The following is a 16,736-nucleotide window of genomic DNA, read 5'->3' as shown; positions in this document are numbered from 1 at the left end:
AAATGTGCTGGAGTAGCATACATCCAGCACATCTTGGTTTCTATTCATTAAGCATTTAAAGTTTCTAGTAGATATTGGTTGATTAACGCTTTTAAGCGTTCTGTTCTACCTGATGTATTTTTAATTTCAGTTAATCCAAGTGCATATGCTTCTAGCTCACGGAAGTTGGTTTTTCCTTCTACGATATCTAAGCCAATGCCTTTCGTATAACTGCTATAGCGCTCTTCTACAAAGTTATCAAGCACTTTATCTTCGATTAGTTTGTTAGCCACTTTTAAGCCCACTGCAAAAGCATCCATACCTGCAATATGTGCGTGGAAAAGATCATCTGTATCAAATGAACCTCTTCTTACTTTTGCATCAAAGTTTAATCCACCTTTGCCAAGTCCGCCATTTTGAAGAATTTCATACATGGCTAATGTGTTTGTATAGAGGTCTGTTGGGAATTCATCTGTATCCCAGCCAAGCAATGTATCCCCTTGGTTTGCATCAACTGAACCAAGCATACCATTAATACGAGCTGTTCTTAACTCATGCTCAAATGTATGACCAGCAAGTGTTGCATGGTTTGCTTCAATATTGAACTTGAAGTAATCTGTTAGGTCATATTTTTGTAAGAATGCTAGACCTGTAGCTACGTCAAAATCATATTGGTGCTTAGTAGGCTCTTTTGGTTTTGGCTCAATTAAGAATGGAACATTTAATCCGATTTCCTTCGAATAGTCAACGGCCATGTGGAAGAAACGAGCTAAGTTGTCCATTTCAAGCTTCATATCTGTGTTTAAAAGTGTTTCGTAACCTTCACGGCCACCCCAGAATACATAGTTTTCTGCGCCAAGTTCTTTAGCAACTTCTAATCCTTTTTTCACTTTCGCTGCAGAGTAAGCAAATACATCTGCATTTGGAGAAGTTGCAGCACCATGTGTATAGCGTGGGTTTGTGAACATATTAGCTGTGTTCCAGAGTAATTTTACTTTGCTAGTCTTCATGTAATCTTTAATCATTGCAACAATGACATCAAGATTTTCATTTGTTTCCTTTAATGTGCTTCCTTCTGGAGAAACATCAACATCATGGAACGCAAAGAAAGGAACATCTAATTTATCAAAAAGTTCAAATGATGCTTCAACACGAGCTTTTGCTAAGTCTAACCCCTTAAGGTGATCCCAAGGACGTATTGCAGTCCCTACACCAAATGGGTCTGTTCCATCAGCGGTAAATGTATGCCAGTATGCAACAGAATAACGAAGAATTTCCTCCATTGTCTTGCCATTAATTTTTTCTTCTGGGTTGTAATATTTAAATGAAAAAGGATTCGTTGATTTAGCGCCTTCATATTTAATTTTGTTAACTGAATCGAAATAAGCCATCGGGTTATTCCTCCTAGTATTTTAATATTTCAATAGAGTTTTTTAAATGCGATCAAAAGCTCGTCATCTTTAAGCAAGCTTTTATAATCAGATTATAGCACCGCTTACATAGTTTGTCTATACGATAAACTAAGTATGTCGAAAATTATTTTATTTTTTGTTTAAGTTAGCATATTTTAGTCTCTAATCCCCTATTTATACTAAGTTTTACATTCGTATATTCACCATACTAAGTTTTATGATAAAATAAATACAATACAACATAAGGAGTTATAATCATTGAGAACGATGACATGGAATCAACAGGTTGTTAAAAAAAATAATAAAGCACTCGTCTTACAATTAATTATGGAAAATGAGCCAATCTCACGTGCGGACATTGCTCAGATTTCAGGCTTAAATAAAACAACAGTTTCAACTTTGGTTACTGAACTATTAGAGGAAGATTTACTTTTTGAATCAGGACCAGGTGTCTCTAGTGGAGGACGCCGTCCCGTTATCCTTCACTTCAATAAGGACGCCGGTTATGCAATTGGAATCGATATCGGAGTGAACTATGTGCTATCTGTCCTTACCGATTTAAAAGGGACTATTTTAATTGAAAAAAGTCAAACATTGAGCCGTACTACTTATGCGTCAATCATGGATATTTTACAAAACATGATTCAGTCGTTAATGGATGAAATGCCAAAGAGCAGGTACGGAATTGTCGGCATCGGAGTTGGTGTACCGGGAATTGTTAATAATGAGGGGGCCGTCCTGCTAGCACCGAATCTTGGATGGAGTAATATCCAATTAAAAGAAGAGCTTGAAAAACTCTACAGTGTTCCCGTTATTATTGAAAACGAAGCAAACGCCGGGGCTGTTGGTGAACAGAATTTTGGTTTAGGGCAAAACCATGAAAACATTCTTTATATCAGCGCTGGTATAGGAATTGGTGTCGGAATCATTGTTAACAGGCAGCTTTATAAAGGAATAAATGGATTCTCCGGTGAAATGGGCCATATGATTATTGACATGAACGGCAAGCGTTGTAACTGTGGCAGTCGCGGATGCTGGGAAGCTTATGCATCAGAGCAGGCATTATTGGAAATGTCTGACCCTAGTATTGAATCACTGGAAGTGCTAATTGAGTTAGCGAAGAATGGTGACGAAAAAGCGAAGCATCTCTTTGAAGAGATCGGAAACTATCTAGGACTTGGAATTAATAATATCATTAATACGTTTAACCCAGAACAAGTCATCATCGGAAATCGACTAGCCTTAGCGAAAGAATGGATCGAAGCACCTATCCGGGATACGATTGAAAAACACACACTCGCATTCCACCAAAACGACTTGCAACTCAACTTTTCAAAACTTGGAAAATACTCAACTTCATTAGGTGTATCGGCCTTCGCTGTAGACAACTTTATCAAAGGTTAGGAAACTGTCTCACATCTCTCCCCTGCTTTTAATAGCAGGGCTTTTTTTATAAAAAAAATTCGACAGGCTCTCCTGTCGAATCTCTACATTATTTATCTCCATATGGATCAATCGTTTGGATTGTCCCATCTTCGTTGTATTTAAGTTCTGTAAATTTAACACTGCGCTTATGGTTAATCCCATTTGATAAAGAGCAGTCATGGTAGAAAAGATACCACTTATCCTTAAATTGGACAATTGAATGATGGGTTGTCCAACCTATGACTGGCTTAAGAATGGTCCCCTTGAACACAAATGGTCCTTGTGGATTTTCACTGACAGCGTATACAATTTTATGTGTTGAACCTGTTGAATAGGATAGATAGTAAAGTCCATTGTATTTATGAACCCATGGTCCTTCAAAATATCGACGGTCTTCATCACCTGCTAATATTGGGTTTCCATCTTCATCAACAATTGAAATTTCCTTTGGCTCACTTTTAAAAGTAAGCATATCATCATTTAATTCAGCGAAGATCGGTCCTAATGCAGGTTCTGTAGGAGCTGGTCCTTCTGTAACCTCAGCTTTAAATGAACCTGTTTGCCATTTTTCAAGCTGTCCACCCCAAAGTCCTCCGAAATACATATAAGCGCTATCATTTTCATCTACAAAAACAGCCGGGTCGATACTAAAGCTTCCTGGTATATAATTTTCCTCTGGTGTAAACGGTCCAGCTGGGCTATTTCCTGTCGCAACCCCAATTCTGAAAATATCTTCCTTGTCTCGTGCCGGAAAATAAAAATAGTACTTGCCATTTTTGTAAGCTGCATCTGGTGCCCACATTTGCTTACTTGCCCATGGTACATCCTTTACATGAAGTACTTCCCCATGGTCTACAATAGGTCCTTCCATATCCTCCATGGATAAAACGTGGTAATCTTCCATTTTATATTGGTCCCCATTATCATTTGACGGTTCATCGTGTTCAAGGTCATGTGACGGATAAATATAAAGTTTCCCTTCAAAAACGTGTGCAGAAGGATCTGCTGTAAAAATATGTGTAACGATTGGTTCATTAGGTTTCGTGTTTTTCACCATAACAGCCTCCAGTAACTTTTATGATACCTACACATTCATTAAATCATATTCAATATACTTTGTATAGTGAGACAACTAACTTTTTAATTGCTTTTTTAAAATAAAAAAGTGCCAGCCCCGACTCTTTAACACGTCAGTGCTGGCACCTCATTTTATTTATAGATTCCGTACGTTTTTTTAACATCTTGTATAAAAATGATCCCATTACCTGGTTCATCGATTTTTATTTTTTTCCTAATTGATTCTACAATTGCATCGGTACTTTCTGACTCGGATAAAATTAATACAATCTCTTTTTCCGGTTCTATTTCCATTGAAAATAGTTTACTTGTTTCATGGATTCCAGAACCTCTTGCATTCATGATTGTACCACCCTTAGAGCCAGCCTCGACCGCTGCATCAATCACATCTTCCGCATTACCCTTTTCTACAATCACTGTAATCGAATGATACATTGGATTGTCAGCACCTTCCTCTTCTTTTATTTCTCCACTTTTACAGCTACTTGCTCCAACAATATGACCAACAGAAGTCGTAAATGCTATGCCATGATTGGGTTTTGAGAATTTAAATTTTTTATCGAGTTGATCTAGCGCTTGTTCCGCTATCTTACTATTAGAAACCATTAAGACAATTTCTTTTCGAACATCGTTTAAAGCTAAGAATTCTAAGAGGCGGTTTTTTATCGTGCCTATACCTAACAACACTGTGCCCCCTGATATCCCGTTTTTCTTAGCTGTTTGCATGATTTTACTTCCCATACCATGATTTACAATAATGCAAACCAGTTCAAAGTCGGCTGATTCAGAATTACCCAACATTCTTCTCCAGTCCTCCTTTTTTTGATTTTAATTTAAATACAAATCCTAACACCTGTAAAGCAATTAATGGTGTTAACGCTACCATCGCAATCATTCCAAATCCATCAATTAGGACATTGGCACCTTCAATTGCCTCTGCTGCACCTTGAATGAACGCCAAGATAAAAGTGGCTGTCATTGGACCAGAGGCAACACCACCTGAATCAAAGGCAATCCCCACGAATAGTTTCGGTACGAAATAAGTCATCGCTATAGCAATCATATACCCAGGTAGAAGATAATGCCATAACTGTAGTTCGGGAATTAATATTCTCAGTATCGACAACGCGACCGCAATGCCTACTCCTATGGATAAAGAAAACATGACCGTCTTTCTCGGTACATACCCACTTGTAACATCTTCTATTTGATGTGTCAACACGTGAACAGCAGGTTCTGCCAATATTGTTACAAGCCCCAAGATAAAAGCTACTATAACAAGATATGCTTTACTGTCTAAAGATGCAATACTGTACCCAACTGCGGTACCGACATCCATAAATCCGGCATTCACTCCAACTAAAAACAGGACAAGTCCAATAAATGTGAATAAAAGCCCCATTAAAATTTTCCGAACTGCTTTCTTAGACTTCTTAAATGAGATTTTTTGAAAGATAAGAAAAAGAAGTAAGATAGGTAGTAACGCAATAATGATTTCAAACGCTATGATTGGAAATTTATGCAGGAAAGGTCCAATAATAGAGCTTGAAACCTCAGAGTCTTCCAAACTACCTGAGATTTTATCCGTTTTAGCAATGATGTTCATGATCATGACAGAGATAATCGCCCCTGTAGAAGCTACGGCGACCAGTCCAAAGCTATCTTTTTCAGACGCTTTACTATCCTTTTTTAGCGTAGAAACCCCTAAAGCAAGAGCTAAAATAAACGGAACGGTCAAGGCACCAGTGGTTGCTCCTGAAGCGTCAAATGATATGGCTAAAAATTCTGGAGATGTAAATATGGCGAGTACAAAGATGAGTAAATACAAGATGGATAACAATTTATATAAAGGAAAGTTGTAAACAATTCTGGAAAGACCAACCGCAATTAAAGCACCAATGCCAATTGAAACAATCACAACAAGACTGCTCTTAGAAATTAATCCGGATGTAACAAGATCAACCTGTCCGGCGAGGATATGTAAATCAGGTTCAGCAATTGAGATGAAGAATCCTAGCGCTAATCCAGCTATCACCACGATCCAAATTCTATTAGACTTTGCAATACTTGCTCCCATCGACTGGCCAATTGGCGTAATTCCAAGATCGACTCCAAATAAAAAGATAGACAATCCAATAATGATTAAAATCGCTCCAATGATAAAGCGAATTATTAGTGTCATATCTAAGTGAACCAACGTAAAGTTTAGTATCAAGACGATGGCTGTAATGGGGAGAACAGCATACAAAACTTCTACAAGTTTAGAAACTAATACATGCAATTTTAGCTCATTCCTTTCTATTAGATTTGGGTTAACCTGAAAACAATATCTTAATTACAAAAAAATGGCGGTTCATATTAAATTTTGGATTACAGATTAACGTCCACTTTTATAATATATTTTTCATTTTTATCAATACCGATGTAATGTAGCGTTTCTGCAGAGGATTGGTGGCGATAAATTTTTGATAGGATGGAAACGGCAATCCCCTTTCGATATGCATGATACCCAAAGGTTTTTCTTAAAGTGTGGGTACCGATTTTCCCTGGAATCCCCACCTCTTTTGCCGCATGATTAATAATTCGATACGCTTGCTGACGAGTAATCGGCTTATCATGCTTTTTTGATTTAAATAGATAATCACTCTCCTCCAAATTAACTTGGTTTAAATACTTCCTTAATTCTGTTTTCACACTAAGATTAATATAGAAGTCAGTTACTTCATCCGTGGAAGAACCTTCTATCGAAACAAATTCTTTTATATCCTTCCCATCCCAGATATCATTGACTTTTAAAGAAAGCAATTCACTAACCCTCATCCCCGTATTGATCCCAAAGACAAAGAACAACAAATCCCGCTGCGAATGTTGACTCAATACTTCCTTCATAACCTTAATATCAGCAACCTTTTTTATAGGTTCAACAAACTCCATAGGATTTTCCTCCAATTACCAATGTTACTTAACCATATTTTAACACCAACTATGTAACACCACAATAAAAAATGGGTCACAGGGACAGGTCCCTTGTCCCAGGCATATCCAGAGGTATAGGCCACGAAAAAACCCCTCGCCAAGTGCGAAGGGTTTCGTAAACTCTCTATTAATATACGTCGCGTAGGTAACGACCTTGTGTTTTCATTTCTTTTAGGTATGCTTCTGCAGCTTCTCGGTCCATGCCGCCTTCTTGTTCAATGATTGTGAGAAGGGCTTCATTCACATCTTTTGCCATATGTTCTTTATCTCCACAAACATAGAAATAAGCACCGTTGTTAATCCATTCAAATAATTCTTTGCCATGCTCAAGCATTTTATGCTGTACATATACTTTTTGAGTAGAATCACGTGAGAAAGCAACATCGATTTTTGTCAAAGTACCGTCTTGTTGGTATTTTTCCAATTCGTCTTGATACAAGTAGTCAGTCGCTTTATGCTGATCTCCAAAGAACAACCAAGAACGACCTGTTGCCTTATTTACAGCAAGCTCTTCGATAAATGAACGGAATGGCGCAATCCCTGTTCCAGGACCAACCATGATAATATCTTTATCTAATTCTTCTGGTAAATGGAAGTGTTTATTGATTTGAACAAAGACTGGAAGTGTATCGCCTTCCTGAACTCGTTCCGCACATTGAACTGAGCAAACGCCTTTGCGTTCACGACCGTGCGCAGTATAACGCACTGCACCGATTGTTAAATGAACCTCATCTGGATGTGCTGCTAAACTACTCGCAATGGAATAAAGTCTAGGTACCATTTGTCTTAATAATGCAACGATATCTTGGGCAGAAGCCTTCCACGGGCCAAAGTCACGGAGCATATCAAGTAAGTCCCGGCCATCGCAATATTCTTTTATTGCTGCTGTATCTTCCACAAGTTTTTGCAACTTTTCATTATCTGTGAATGCTGCCGCCCCTTGTAATATTTTCTTTGTAAGTAATGTGATGTCTAAATACGTTATTAATGCTTCTTTAAGCGGCAATGTTTCGCCTTTACGACCAACTGTTACAACCTCATCTGCATCCCACTTCATTTCCTCAAGAAGGGCTGCGACTAATTCTGGATCATTTGAGGGAGCAATTCCAAGTGTATCACCAGGAATATAAGAGAATCCTGAACCTTCTAATGATAGTTCAATATGTCTAGTTTCCTTGCTAGAACCTTCCCCATTTAAGTTGATGTTCTTAAGAACTTTTGCTTGAAATGGATTTGTTCTTGAAAATGTTGCAGGAACAGGCTTTTTCGGATCTTTTTCGTTATCTATAGTTCGTTGCATTTTCTAAAAACCTCCAACAGTTATATATATAGTTAGAATAACACATGTACAAGTTATCTTGTGTGCATTTTGACACATTTTCAGCACTTTTTCATTATACTACCAAAAAAGAGCGCAGCCCAATATATTCGCTTAGTCTTTACATAATCCCAGTTCTTTAATGCTATATTTTTTGCATAACAGGGTAGCACCCTAAGCATTCGTATTTGTTCGAGGTGAAGCAAAGTGGTTCTTTGATATTATATTGTACAATTAATCAAATGCGTGCATGAGGAGCTTGAAAAATAGGATGTAGGAATTTATTTGTAGTCGGTAAGATTCTTAGACAAATCCTCTTGTTTCAACGCCGAGGTCCATGGTGGGACAACGTACTTGCCCCACCTATTTTAGCGTGTTTTTAAAGTTTTGGTCGGCTTTGATGCTGAAAATAAGGTAGAGTATTACCATGATTGGGAAAAAGAAGACTATTATTGCTCTGAAGAGTGCAAATGGTGTTTCAAATAGAAAAGCTCCCCAAAAGTCCATTCCTGCCTTTTCCCATAAACCTGGAGTATAATAAAGTTCCTTTGGATTTAAAAGAGCGGAAGCGTAAAAATAATCTTGAGAAATTAGTCCTATAAGAATAGGTAAATAACAGATAGCAAGAGTCATGTACATTTTTGACAGTCTTTTATATCGGAAAGCCCTGGAGTCAGGGTCGGAGAAAATATCCTCGTCCGCACTTTCACTCACCTTTTTAAAATATTGTGTGCCGGAACTCTTTGTTCCCGCAATATGCTTCCATCCGCAATCCTCGAAAAGAGTTATATAGTCGATAAAATCCTCTTTGGATCTAAATTTTCGGTAATCAATTTTTATATTTACATTTTCGGGTTCTGCAGTGCGAAATTGATAAGTAAATGACTTTCCAACAAATTCAAATCCTCTTTTCGCCATTTCAATTAACCATGTTTCTTCTTTTTCAAAGTTCAGGAAAAACTTTAATTTTCTCATCTCTTCACCTCTTTTTTTCAATTTTAAAAGCCTTTTCGGTTATTCGAATCATATGCTTCATTCTTTCTAAATCAAGGTGCAACATTTCTTTTCCTGTTTCTGTAATGACATAAACCTTCCTTCTGCTGTCTTCACTTGCTACAGGCTCGATAAACTTCAATTTTAGCAAATTATCGATAGCCCCATATAGAGTCCCCGCAGCCATCCTCACCTGTCCATTACTAAGTTCTTCAACTTTTTGAAGGATTAAGTACCCATGTGCCGGCTCCATTAACGCCAAAAGAATGTAATAAACTGTCTCTGTTAGTGGAATATTTTTATCTCGTTTCATAAGTTTCGCCTCAATTCAGGATAACTATATAGTTCGACTGTATAGTTTGATTTTATACAGTTTAACTGTATATGTCAATAAAGCTTTTGAAAAATGGGCTATTCCCCATTAACACCTTTAAAAAAAATTAAAAAAACACCTAGTCTAAAGACTGGTGGAAAGTAATAAAGTTGATGTATTATGTAAAATAAAATGGAGATCTATACAAACTGGTTTTTGGGACAATGGACCTGTCCCTCCGTCCCAAAAAAAAAAGAGCTCAAGGGCTCTCTTTCGAATTATGCTTTAATTTTTAGATTGTGTTCTGTATGCAGTGTTGCGATTATGCCGTAGAATGCGTAGTAAAAGGATTCTGGTGCAATTAAGCGAAAATGACCAACTTCATCTGTGTTGAATTTCAGGGCGTTTTCTAACAGACGATAGGTGGAGTACGCATAAAAGCAAAAATAGACATAATCAAACTTTGGCATTTTCTCATAAATAACGGCAATTTCTTCTTTATATACATCAATATTAGCTGTTGCTTCATCAATGATTGTTTTTAAATCTTCAAGTCCCGCTTCAAGAATTAGATCATTCTTTTCGATTTTTATTGTAGCCATTTTTATACCTCCATGATCATTATCTACCCCCATTAGACCATTTTTTGAAATGTTTTGTTATGATATGAATCACTCATTATTAGAATCTTATTTATCATGTAGAAAATCTTTCACAATCGCATTAAACTTTTCACCATGCTCCCAAAACATCATGTGGCCACCTAGAATCCTCACTTGAGATTCTGGTGTTAATTGTTCTGTATATTCTACGGCAATATCCGCCCAGTGCTCTGCGACAATCGTTAAGGTAGGAACGGCTTTACTAGCTTGTTTGGCTTCCTCTCGATAATCTGAAAACATACCTGAAGCAAATAAATTACCAGCGATGTAATAGGGTGTTTTCAAAGATTGCTCCACTAACCAGGTTAGCTCTTCTTTCTCAAGATCTCTTTGTACCATCACTTGGGTGATATAACTGGTTATGAACTCTCTATGTCCTGTTGGATTTCGTAAATAACCGTTATAGATTGCTGCAATATCATCTAGCTTGCCTTCAACCCATTCTTCATCATTTACCGATAAAGATTTAGGCGGCATATCTACAAGTATTAAAGATTTAATGTTTTCTGAGCCATTTTGCTTCAAATATTCCCAAACTGTAAAACAACCAAACGACCAGCCTACTAGAGTTGCAGTTTTCACATTTAATGCTTGCAGAACGGAAGCCAAATCTGATCCGTGTGTCACATAATCATTTCCGTGAGGAGTTATCGTTGATCTTCCGTGGCTCCTTGGATCTATTACGATTACCCGATTGGTTTTTGAAAAATACTCAACTTGCTTAATAAAAACCTCTGTCGTGAAAGTAAAACCTGGAACGAAAACAATAGGTTCCCCTTCGCCAACATCTTGTACAAACAATTCGACCCCCAGATCGACTTCAATATATTTCCCCTCATTAGTACTCATCATAACTCCTCCTATATTAAGCTTTTAAACACTATATTCATCTATTCAGATCTAAATTCCTTTTATATCGTGAATCAAAAAATGCCAAATAGAAAAGCCTCCGAATCGTTTCGAAGACTTAACTGATACTATTTTTCACACCTTATTTTACTGCTAGTGCCGCAGTTTTGGAGTATTGCTTTCCAGGATGATGGGCAGGCAACTGTCTCCCTTGACCAAATAGGCTATCTCTAAGTGTGTCACCTTCGTATTCTTTTCGTACTAGACCTCTTTCTTGTAATACCGGTACAACAAGCTCTATAAAATCTTTAAATGTTCCAGGTGTAATCGCGTAAGCAATGTTAAACCCATCTACTCCGGTTTCTTCCACCCAGCTTTCTAAATCATTTGCTACCTGTTCTGGGCTGCCAACAGTAACAGGACCTAGGCCGCCAATTCCAGTATATTTTTTGATCTCATCAATCGTCCAAGTTTTATCTGAATCAATTTTTGTAAAGTTCTCAACGGTCGATTGAATCGCGTCGTTTTTAACATACTTAAGATTTTCATCTGGACCATACTCTGAAAAATCTATTCCAGTCCAACCACCCAAAAGTGCTAATGCTCCTTCATAGCTTACGTGTTTTTGATATTCATTGTATTTTTCTTGCGCTTCTTCTTCTGTTCGACCAACGATTGGAGTAATACAAGCAAGTATTTTAATTTCCTCAGGTGCTCTGCCAGCCTTTATTGCCTCTTCACGCAGCTTCTTGACAGAATGCTTAGCTGCATTTTTAGTAGGTGCACCGATGAAGATTAGTTCTGCATGTTTACCAGCAAAAGCGCGCCCCTTACTAGAAGTTCCGGCTTGGTAAAGTACTGGCGTTCTTTGTGGAGACGGCTCACAAAGGTGAGCACCTGGAACCTTATAATACCTACCTTCATGGTTGATGTCGTGAACTTTACTTGGATCTGCGAAAATCCGATTCTGTTTGTCTAGTAAAACGGCATCATCCTCCCAACTTCCTTCCCATAATTTATAGCAAACTTCTAAGTATTCATTGGCAATGTCATAGCGCTCATCGTGTTTAATTTGATCTTCCAATCCCATATTCACAGCGGCACTTTTTAAATATGAAGTTACAATATTCCAGCCTACACGCCCTTTTGTTATATGATCGAGCGTCGACATCCTGCGGGCAAATGTATATGGATGCTCATGGGTAACAGATGCAGTAACTCCAAATCCTAAATGCTTCGTCACCGCTGACATTAACGGTACAACAAGGGATGGGTCGTTAACAGGCGTTTGTGTACCTTGTCGGATTGCAGCATCTCTTGAACCTTGATACACATCGTATGGCCCTAGTACGTCTGCTAGAAATATAGCATCGAATCTACCCTTTTCTAAAAGCTTCGCGAGTTCAATCCAATACTCGCTGTCTTTATAACGATGAGATTGATCCTCCGGATGTGTCCATAGGCCTGGGGATTGATGTCCCACACAATTCATATCAAACGCATTTAAATACATTCTTTTCTTAGTCATTTTTATTAGCTCCTCTTCCGTTAGTTTTTTATGGCAAAATCTTTTTTCTTATTTACTGTCTCGATAAAGTAATAAAGCTCTTTTTTCAATCTTACTAACACATCTTCATCTATTATTGGGTTGATTTCTTGTGTTTTATCGATTTGGCAATCTTGGAAGTACACTCCTTGTTGGCTTTGTCCCTTTAATGCAGCCAATAATGGTTTGAGGCTGAACTCAATCGCAAGTAAGTGGGCTGGGCTTCCACCTGTCATGATTGGTAAGACTGTTTTCTGCGCCAACACATCTTGGGGAAGCAAATCTAGGACTGCCTTCAACACCCCAGTGTAGGCTGCCTTGTATACAGGCGATCCGACAATCACTCCATCAGCCCCTTGAAGGAGTAAAGTCAGTTCCTTAAGTGCAGGACTATCAAACCTTAGATTAAAAACGTCCTGAAATGGAATATCTCTAACAGATACATGTGTGACCGAGAAACCCTCTTGTTTCAGCCTTTTTCCAACATACTGTAGGACTAAGTCCGTTCTAGAACTCTCAGACGGACTTCCTGATAAAATTACGATTTCACTCATTTTAATCATCCTTTCCTTGTGTCTTTGTTCATCTAAATGAGTTTAATTTGGGATTATTGTAGTTAAATCCCCTCTCCCGCAAGACAAAAATTGAATTAAAAAAGGCATCTTTATCTAAAACGTCTTTTATGGACGCTTTGAAAATAAAGATGCCTTTAGTTGTCTAATCGGCAAGTTATTTACTTAGTTGTGGTATGGGTTGATGTAGATTTTTGCAAGGAAAAACGCTTCTTCTCTGTTGCATCGATTTGGGTAATTTCCCCATTGTGAACCGTGATTACAATAGATCCAAAATCTAATTTCTCCAAGGTCGATAAAATATGCTTCACCTTTGATTCATCAAGCTGCGCCATACAACTCCCCCTTGTTCAAGATGTATATGATTCATTGCCATTGGTTGACCAGTATGGCAATCCGTTCTTTGGCCCAAAAAACAAAAAGCCCTCTTCATTTAAGAAGAGGGCATACGTGAATAGTTTCATACACTCTTCCTATCTTTTCAAGCTTTACGCTTGCTGGAATTGGCACAGTACAATTGTCTGTTGCCGAGGCTTCGATGGGCCAGTCCCTCCACCTCTCTGGATAAGAATAAAATGGTAATTTAGTTGTTGTTATATAAATTACACGGAATTTTTGTTTCTGTCAATCGATTTCCGCGAAAATTTTTAAAAGGTAGAAATTTTAGTTATTTCGTCATAGGGAATATCATTCGTTTAATGATTAGGAGGTTAACATACCTTCAAAATAAGGTTAATGCTAGGACTTTTGTATATACTTGGAAAAAGTAAATTCTTAATAGCTCTTTTTGATATGGGTTTTGGATGAAACTGGTAATAGCCATAGTATAAATGCTGCTTATACTATGGCGTTTGGATTATTTTGGAAAAACCCGTAGCATAAACGCTCTTTTTCTTATGACTTTTGGATGAAACCGGTAATTCCTACAGAATAAATGCTGCTTTTACCTTAACTTTTGGAAATTATAGAAAAAAATACGTTATAATTGGTAAAACCCAATAAAAAGACCTCGAATCATTAAATAATTCGGGGCCTCCGTTTATGCTATTTTATAAATCTCGAAGCAATCGTCCGAGCTTAACTTTTTCTTCAGCGGACAATATTCTTTGAGCCAATGGAAAAAGCATATTTTCTTCCTTCGCGAAGTGTTGTGTTAAGGTTGCATAAGCCTGGACTGCGTAAACTGTAATAGTTTGCGCATCAAACTCATCGATACTCTCTCCAGCTTGAAGAGCCTCATCAAGGAAATCCAGTAGATGCTGCTCTGCCTTACGATGCTCATATTCCATTGTTTCGATGGTTCGGTCCTTATCTCCAAGGCGACGGTCCATCATTGGGAACAGTCCTTCATCCTCGCGTTTCGAATGTCCCGCAAGCTCATTATTAAAAGCTAAAATCTGCTTGTATAATTCAGAAAACAATTCAAGTACTTCGGGGCCAGATTCGTATTCTATTTCTTCCGCTATCTCATAGAAACGGTCCATGTTTGCTCTCAATGACGTGTGCTCGTCCTTTAATTGTTGCAGCGGAGGACTTAGCTTCACGTTTGGATCCTCTATCAGCATTCTACTTCACCCTTTCCCCGGCCATTTGTTATCTTCCTAAAGCATACTCTAATTGTTCGAAAACTTTAGTGATAGGAATCACTACATTCGAATTCACCCCACATCATGTCCTCAAATACGCTCAGCTGATGATAGATTTAAGAGGCTAATCTACTAACTTAAAAGGTAGTTTTTAAGATATCGGACAAAGGTGGTAACTTATCGGACACGAATCAAAGTATTTAGGACACAAATCCAAAGATTTCGGATTTCCAAATATATCGGACAAAAATCACAATTTATCGGACTTAACCTACCATTGAGACGACCACACTATAAACCCTTCATTTTCAATACAATAATTGTAAAAAAATGGTGGGACACGGGACCTGTCCCTGTGACCCTACCTAACAAGATCCCGAATTGGATTTTTCTTCAGTGTAATGTCTTTTGCATTTTGCAAGGAATCATAGTCTTCTTTACTAATTAAGCCGAGTGCTAAAACCTCTTCTTCAGAGGTGGGTTGCGGATATTTTCTTCTCACCAGATGGCTAAACCTTTTTGTATTATAGTACTTCCAAAACCATAATCCTAAATAACATGCGATAAAAATAGCAAATACTGTATAAATGAATTCTCTTATTTCTATATTTGTTGTTTTAAATAACATCTTCACAACATTTAAATATTCATTATTATTGTTAAAAAGGGCGCTGATAAAAAAGAAGATGACAAATAGACAAAACATCCATATTAATAGGGAGAAAAACCCTATAATCACTTCATGAACCCAATTGCGTTTTGTTTTAATAATTAATTCATTCTGTTTCCTCTGTCTGGGCTTGTCCATGTCGCATAACCACCTTTGATTCGAGACTTAATTGCTTTCGGGAACGCAAACACAACAATAACTGCATTTAGTACCCAATAAATGACCGGATACCATGCTGCCCACAGATAGTACTTCAAAATTTGGTCATATGGGGAATCCACTTTAATTGAAATCCACAATTGAATTAAGCTTAAGAAGATCAGCGAAAATGAGGAGAAGGTGATCCAAATGAATAGCTCTTGAATGCTCGTAGCGGTAACGAAATAATAAAGTGTCACAAAAATCCAAGAGTACGACCATAATAAGCTTACCCACTGCTCGATATAAATTGGCCAAATTCTTCGGTGCTTCCAGTTCAGCAATATTCTCCAATGTCTAAGAATCACTTCTTGTCCACCTTGAGCCCATCGAATTCGTTGTTTCCATATTCCTTTAATCGTTTCAGGTACAAGCATCCAGCACAGAGCACGTGGTTCATATCGGATATCCCAAAACTTCTCCTGAAGCTTCCAAGATACTGAAATATCTTCGGTAATCATATCGCGGTCCCAAAGGCCAACGTTTACGAGAGCTTTTTTTCGAAAAGCTACTACCACACCTGATACTGTCATAATTTTACCCAATGTACGCTGAGTTCTTTTTATCGCACCTATAATCGACGCATATTCCACAATTTGCAGCCTGCTAAGTAATGTATCACGATTACGTATCCTTGGGTTACCTGTTACAGCACCTAATCTCTCACCACGATTAAAAAATTGGTGAATCAAATAATAAGGAGCATCAGGGTCCAAAATGGCATCAGAATCAATACAAATTAAATATTCCGCTTTAGAAGCATGAAGGGCAATATGTAAGGCATTGGCTTTCCCCCTATTTTCCTTACAATCAATGACTCGAAGTTCTTGATAGTGAGGGGCTAATCTATGAAGAATATCTGCTGTACGGTCAGTACTGCCGTCATTCACAACAATGATTTCTTTATGCGGATAATTCACTTTTACAATATGTTTAACTGTTTCCTCAATCGTATCTTCCTCGTTATAACACGGGATTAAAATACTTACAAAGGGCCACTCAACCTGGTCGAAATCTACCTTATTCTTTCTTTCCCGGTACCTAAAAAAGAGGCTCGCACCTGCTATCCAAAATAAGGACATAACCAAAGGATACCAAAAAATAAATTGTGAAAGAGATGCTACCAAACTCTCCATATCATCAACTCTGTTTCCTAAAAA

The 16,736-nt window shown here is 37.7% G+C and carries 17 protein-coding genes and 1 riboswitch; of the genes, 1 reads left to right on the top strand and 16 read right to left on the bottom strand.

The features are described from left to right. Window positions 1-47: 47 nt before the first annotated feature. The gene (gene xylA, locus ACFSFW_RS11975; protein WP_304220371.1) at window positions 48-1,370 is read right to left on the bottom strand and encodes a xylose isomerase; all 1,323 of its coding nucleotides are present in this window, start codon (window positions 1,368-1,370) and stop codon (window positions 48-50) included. 288 nt (window positions 1,371-1,658) lie between these two features. Here xylA and ACFSFW_RS11970 point away from each other — a divergent pair, with 288 nt between their 5' ends. Then, window positions 1,659-2,795: an ROK family protein gene (locus ACFSFW_RS11970; RefSeq protein ID WP_388038885.1), complete on the top strand. Its 1,137-nt coding sequence runs from the start codon at window positions 1,659-1,661 to the stop codon at window positions 2,793-2,795. An 88-nt stretch (window positions 2,796-2,883) separates the two neighbouring features. Here the strand turns inward: ACFSFW_RS11970 and ACFSFW_RS11965 are convergent, their stop codons facing one another. From ACFSFW_RS11965 to pgaC, 15 genes are all read right to left on the bottom strand, one after another. Beyond that, entirely contained in the window at window positions 2,884-3,873 is a 990-nt protein-coding gene (locus ACFSFW_RS11965; protein WP_388038503.1) for a glycoside hydrolase family 43 protein, read from the bottom strand. A 152-nt stretch (window positions 3,874-4,025) separates the two neighbouring features. Beyond that, entirely contained in the window at window positions 4,026-4,694 is a 669-nt protein-coding gene (locus ACFSFW_RS11960) for a P-II family nitrogen regulator (protein WP_388038500.1), read from the bottom strand. Continuing rightward, window positions 4,684-6,174: a DUF1538 domain-containing protein gene (locus ACFSFW_RS11955; protein WP_388038497.1), complete on the bottom strand. Its 1,491-nt coding sequence runs from the start codon at window positions 6,172-6,174 to the stop codon at window positions 4,684-4,686. The genes ACFSFW_RS11960 and ACFSFW_RS11955 overlap by 11 nt, the downstream gene beginning before the upstream one ends. An 89-nt stretch (window positions 6,175-6,263) precedes the next feature. Next, entirely contained in the window at window positions 6,264-6,827 is a 564-nt protein-coding gene (locus ACFSFW_RS11950) for a tyrosine-type recombinase/integrase (RefSeq protein WP_388038494.1), read from the bottom strand. 169 nt (window positions 6,828-6,996) lie between these two features. Continuing rightward, entirely contained in the window at window positions 6,997-8,169 is a 1,173-nt protein-coding gene (locus ACFSFW_RS11945; protein ID WP_388038491.1) for a sulfite reductase subunit alpha, read from the bottom strand. Between the two features lie 381 nt (window positions 8,170-8,550). Further along, window positions 8,551-9,162, bottom strand: coding sequence for a DUF2812 domain-containing protein (locus ACFSFW_RS11940; RefSeq protein WP_388038489.1), 612 nt, complete (start codon window positions 9,160-9,162; stop codon window positions 8,551-8,553). A gap of 4 nt (window positions 9,163-9,166) precedes the next feature. After that, window positions 9,167-9,493, bottom strand: a complete 327-nt coding sequence (locus ACFSFW_RS11935) for a PadR family transcriptional regulator (protein ID WP_388038486.1) — start codon at window positions 9,491-9,493, stop codon at window positions 9,167-9,169. Window positions 9,494-9,771: 278 nt separating this feature from the next. Beyond that, window positions 9,772-10,095: a hypothetical protein gene (locus ACFSFW_RS11930; protein WP_388038483.1), complete on the bottom strand. Its 324-nt coding sequence runs from the start codon at window positions 10,093-10,095 to the stop codon at window positions 9,772-9,774. 87 nt (window positions 10,096-10,182) lie between these two features. Then, complete coding sequence (locus tag ACFSFW_RS11925; RefSeq protein WP_388038480.1) at window positions 10,183-11,004, bottom strand: alpha/beta fold hydrolase; 822 nt, start codon at window positions 11,002-11,004, stop codon at window positions 10,183-10,185. A gap of 142 nt (window positions 11,005-11,146) precedes the next feature. After that, on the bottom strand, window positions 11,147-12,532 hold the full coding sequence (locus tag ACFSFW_RS11920; RefSeq protein ID WP_388038477.1) for an LLM class flavin-dependent oxidoreductase: 1,386 nt from the start codon (window positions 12,530-12,532) through the stop codon (window positions 11,147-11,149). Between the two features lie 20 nt (window positions 12,533-12,552). Further along, complete coding sequence (ssuE, locus tag ACFSFW_RS11915) at window positions 12,553-13,104, bottom strand: NADPH-dependent FMN reductase (protein ID WP_388038474.1); 552 nt, start codon at window positions 13,102-13,104, stop codon at window positions 12,553-12,555. Between the two features lie 179 nt (window positions 13,105-13,283). Next, window positions 13,284-13,457: a YezD family protein gene (locus tag ACFSFW_RS11910; protein WP_388038471.1), complete on the bottom strand. Its 174-nt coding sequence runs from the start codon at window positions 13,455-13,457 to the stop codon at window positions 13,284-13,286. A 135-nt stretch (window positions 13,458-13,592) separates the two neighbouring features. After that, window positions 13,593-13,693, bottom strand: a riboswitch (SAM riboswitch). A gap of 478 nt (window positions 13,694-14,171) precedes the next feature. Beyond that, complete coding sequence (locus tag ACFSFW_RS11905; protein ID WP_304219648.1) at window positions 14,172-14,687, bottom strand: hemerythrin domain-containing protein; 516 nt, start codon at window positions 14,685-14,687, stop codon at window positions 14,172-14,174. A gap of 382 nt (window positions 14,688-15,069) precedes the next feature. Then, window positions 15,070-15,516 carry a poly-beta-1,6-N-acetyl-D-glucosamine biosynthesis protein PgaD gene (locus ACFSFW_RS11900; protein WP_304219646.1) on the bottom strand — a complete coding sequence of 149 codons (447 nt, stop codon included), beginning with the start codon at window positions 15,514-15,516 and terminating at the stop codon, window positions 15,070-15,072. Then, window positions 15,480-16,712 (bottom strand): poly-beta-1,6-N-acetyl-D-glucosamine synthase, encoded by a 1,233-nt coding sequence (pgaC, locus tag ACFSFW_RS11895; protein WP_388038468.1) that lies wholly within the window; start codon window positions 16,710-16,712, stop codon window positions 15,480-15,482. Before pgaC ends, ACFSFW_RS11900 begins: the two co-directional genes overlap by 37 nt. Window positions 16,713-16,736: the final 24 nt, after the last annotated feature.

This window comes from Ferdinandcohnia salidurans, from assembly GCF_042680725.1.
GTDB classification, from domain to species: Bacteria; Bacillota; Bacilli; order Bacillales; family Bacillaceae_L; genus Ferdinandcohnia; species Ferdinandcohnia salidurans.
The sequence above is the reverse complement of the archived record's forward strand: the minus strand, read 5'-3'. Positions and strand labels throughout refer to the sequence as shown.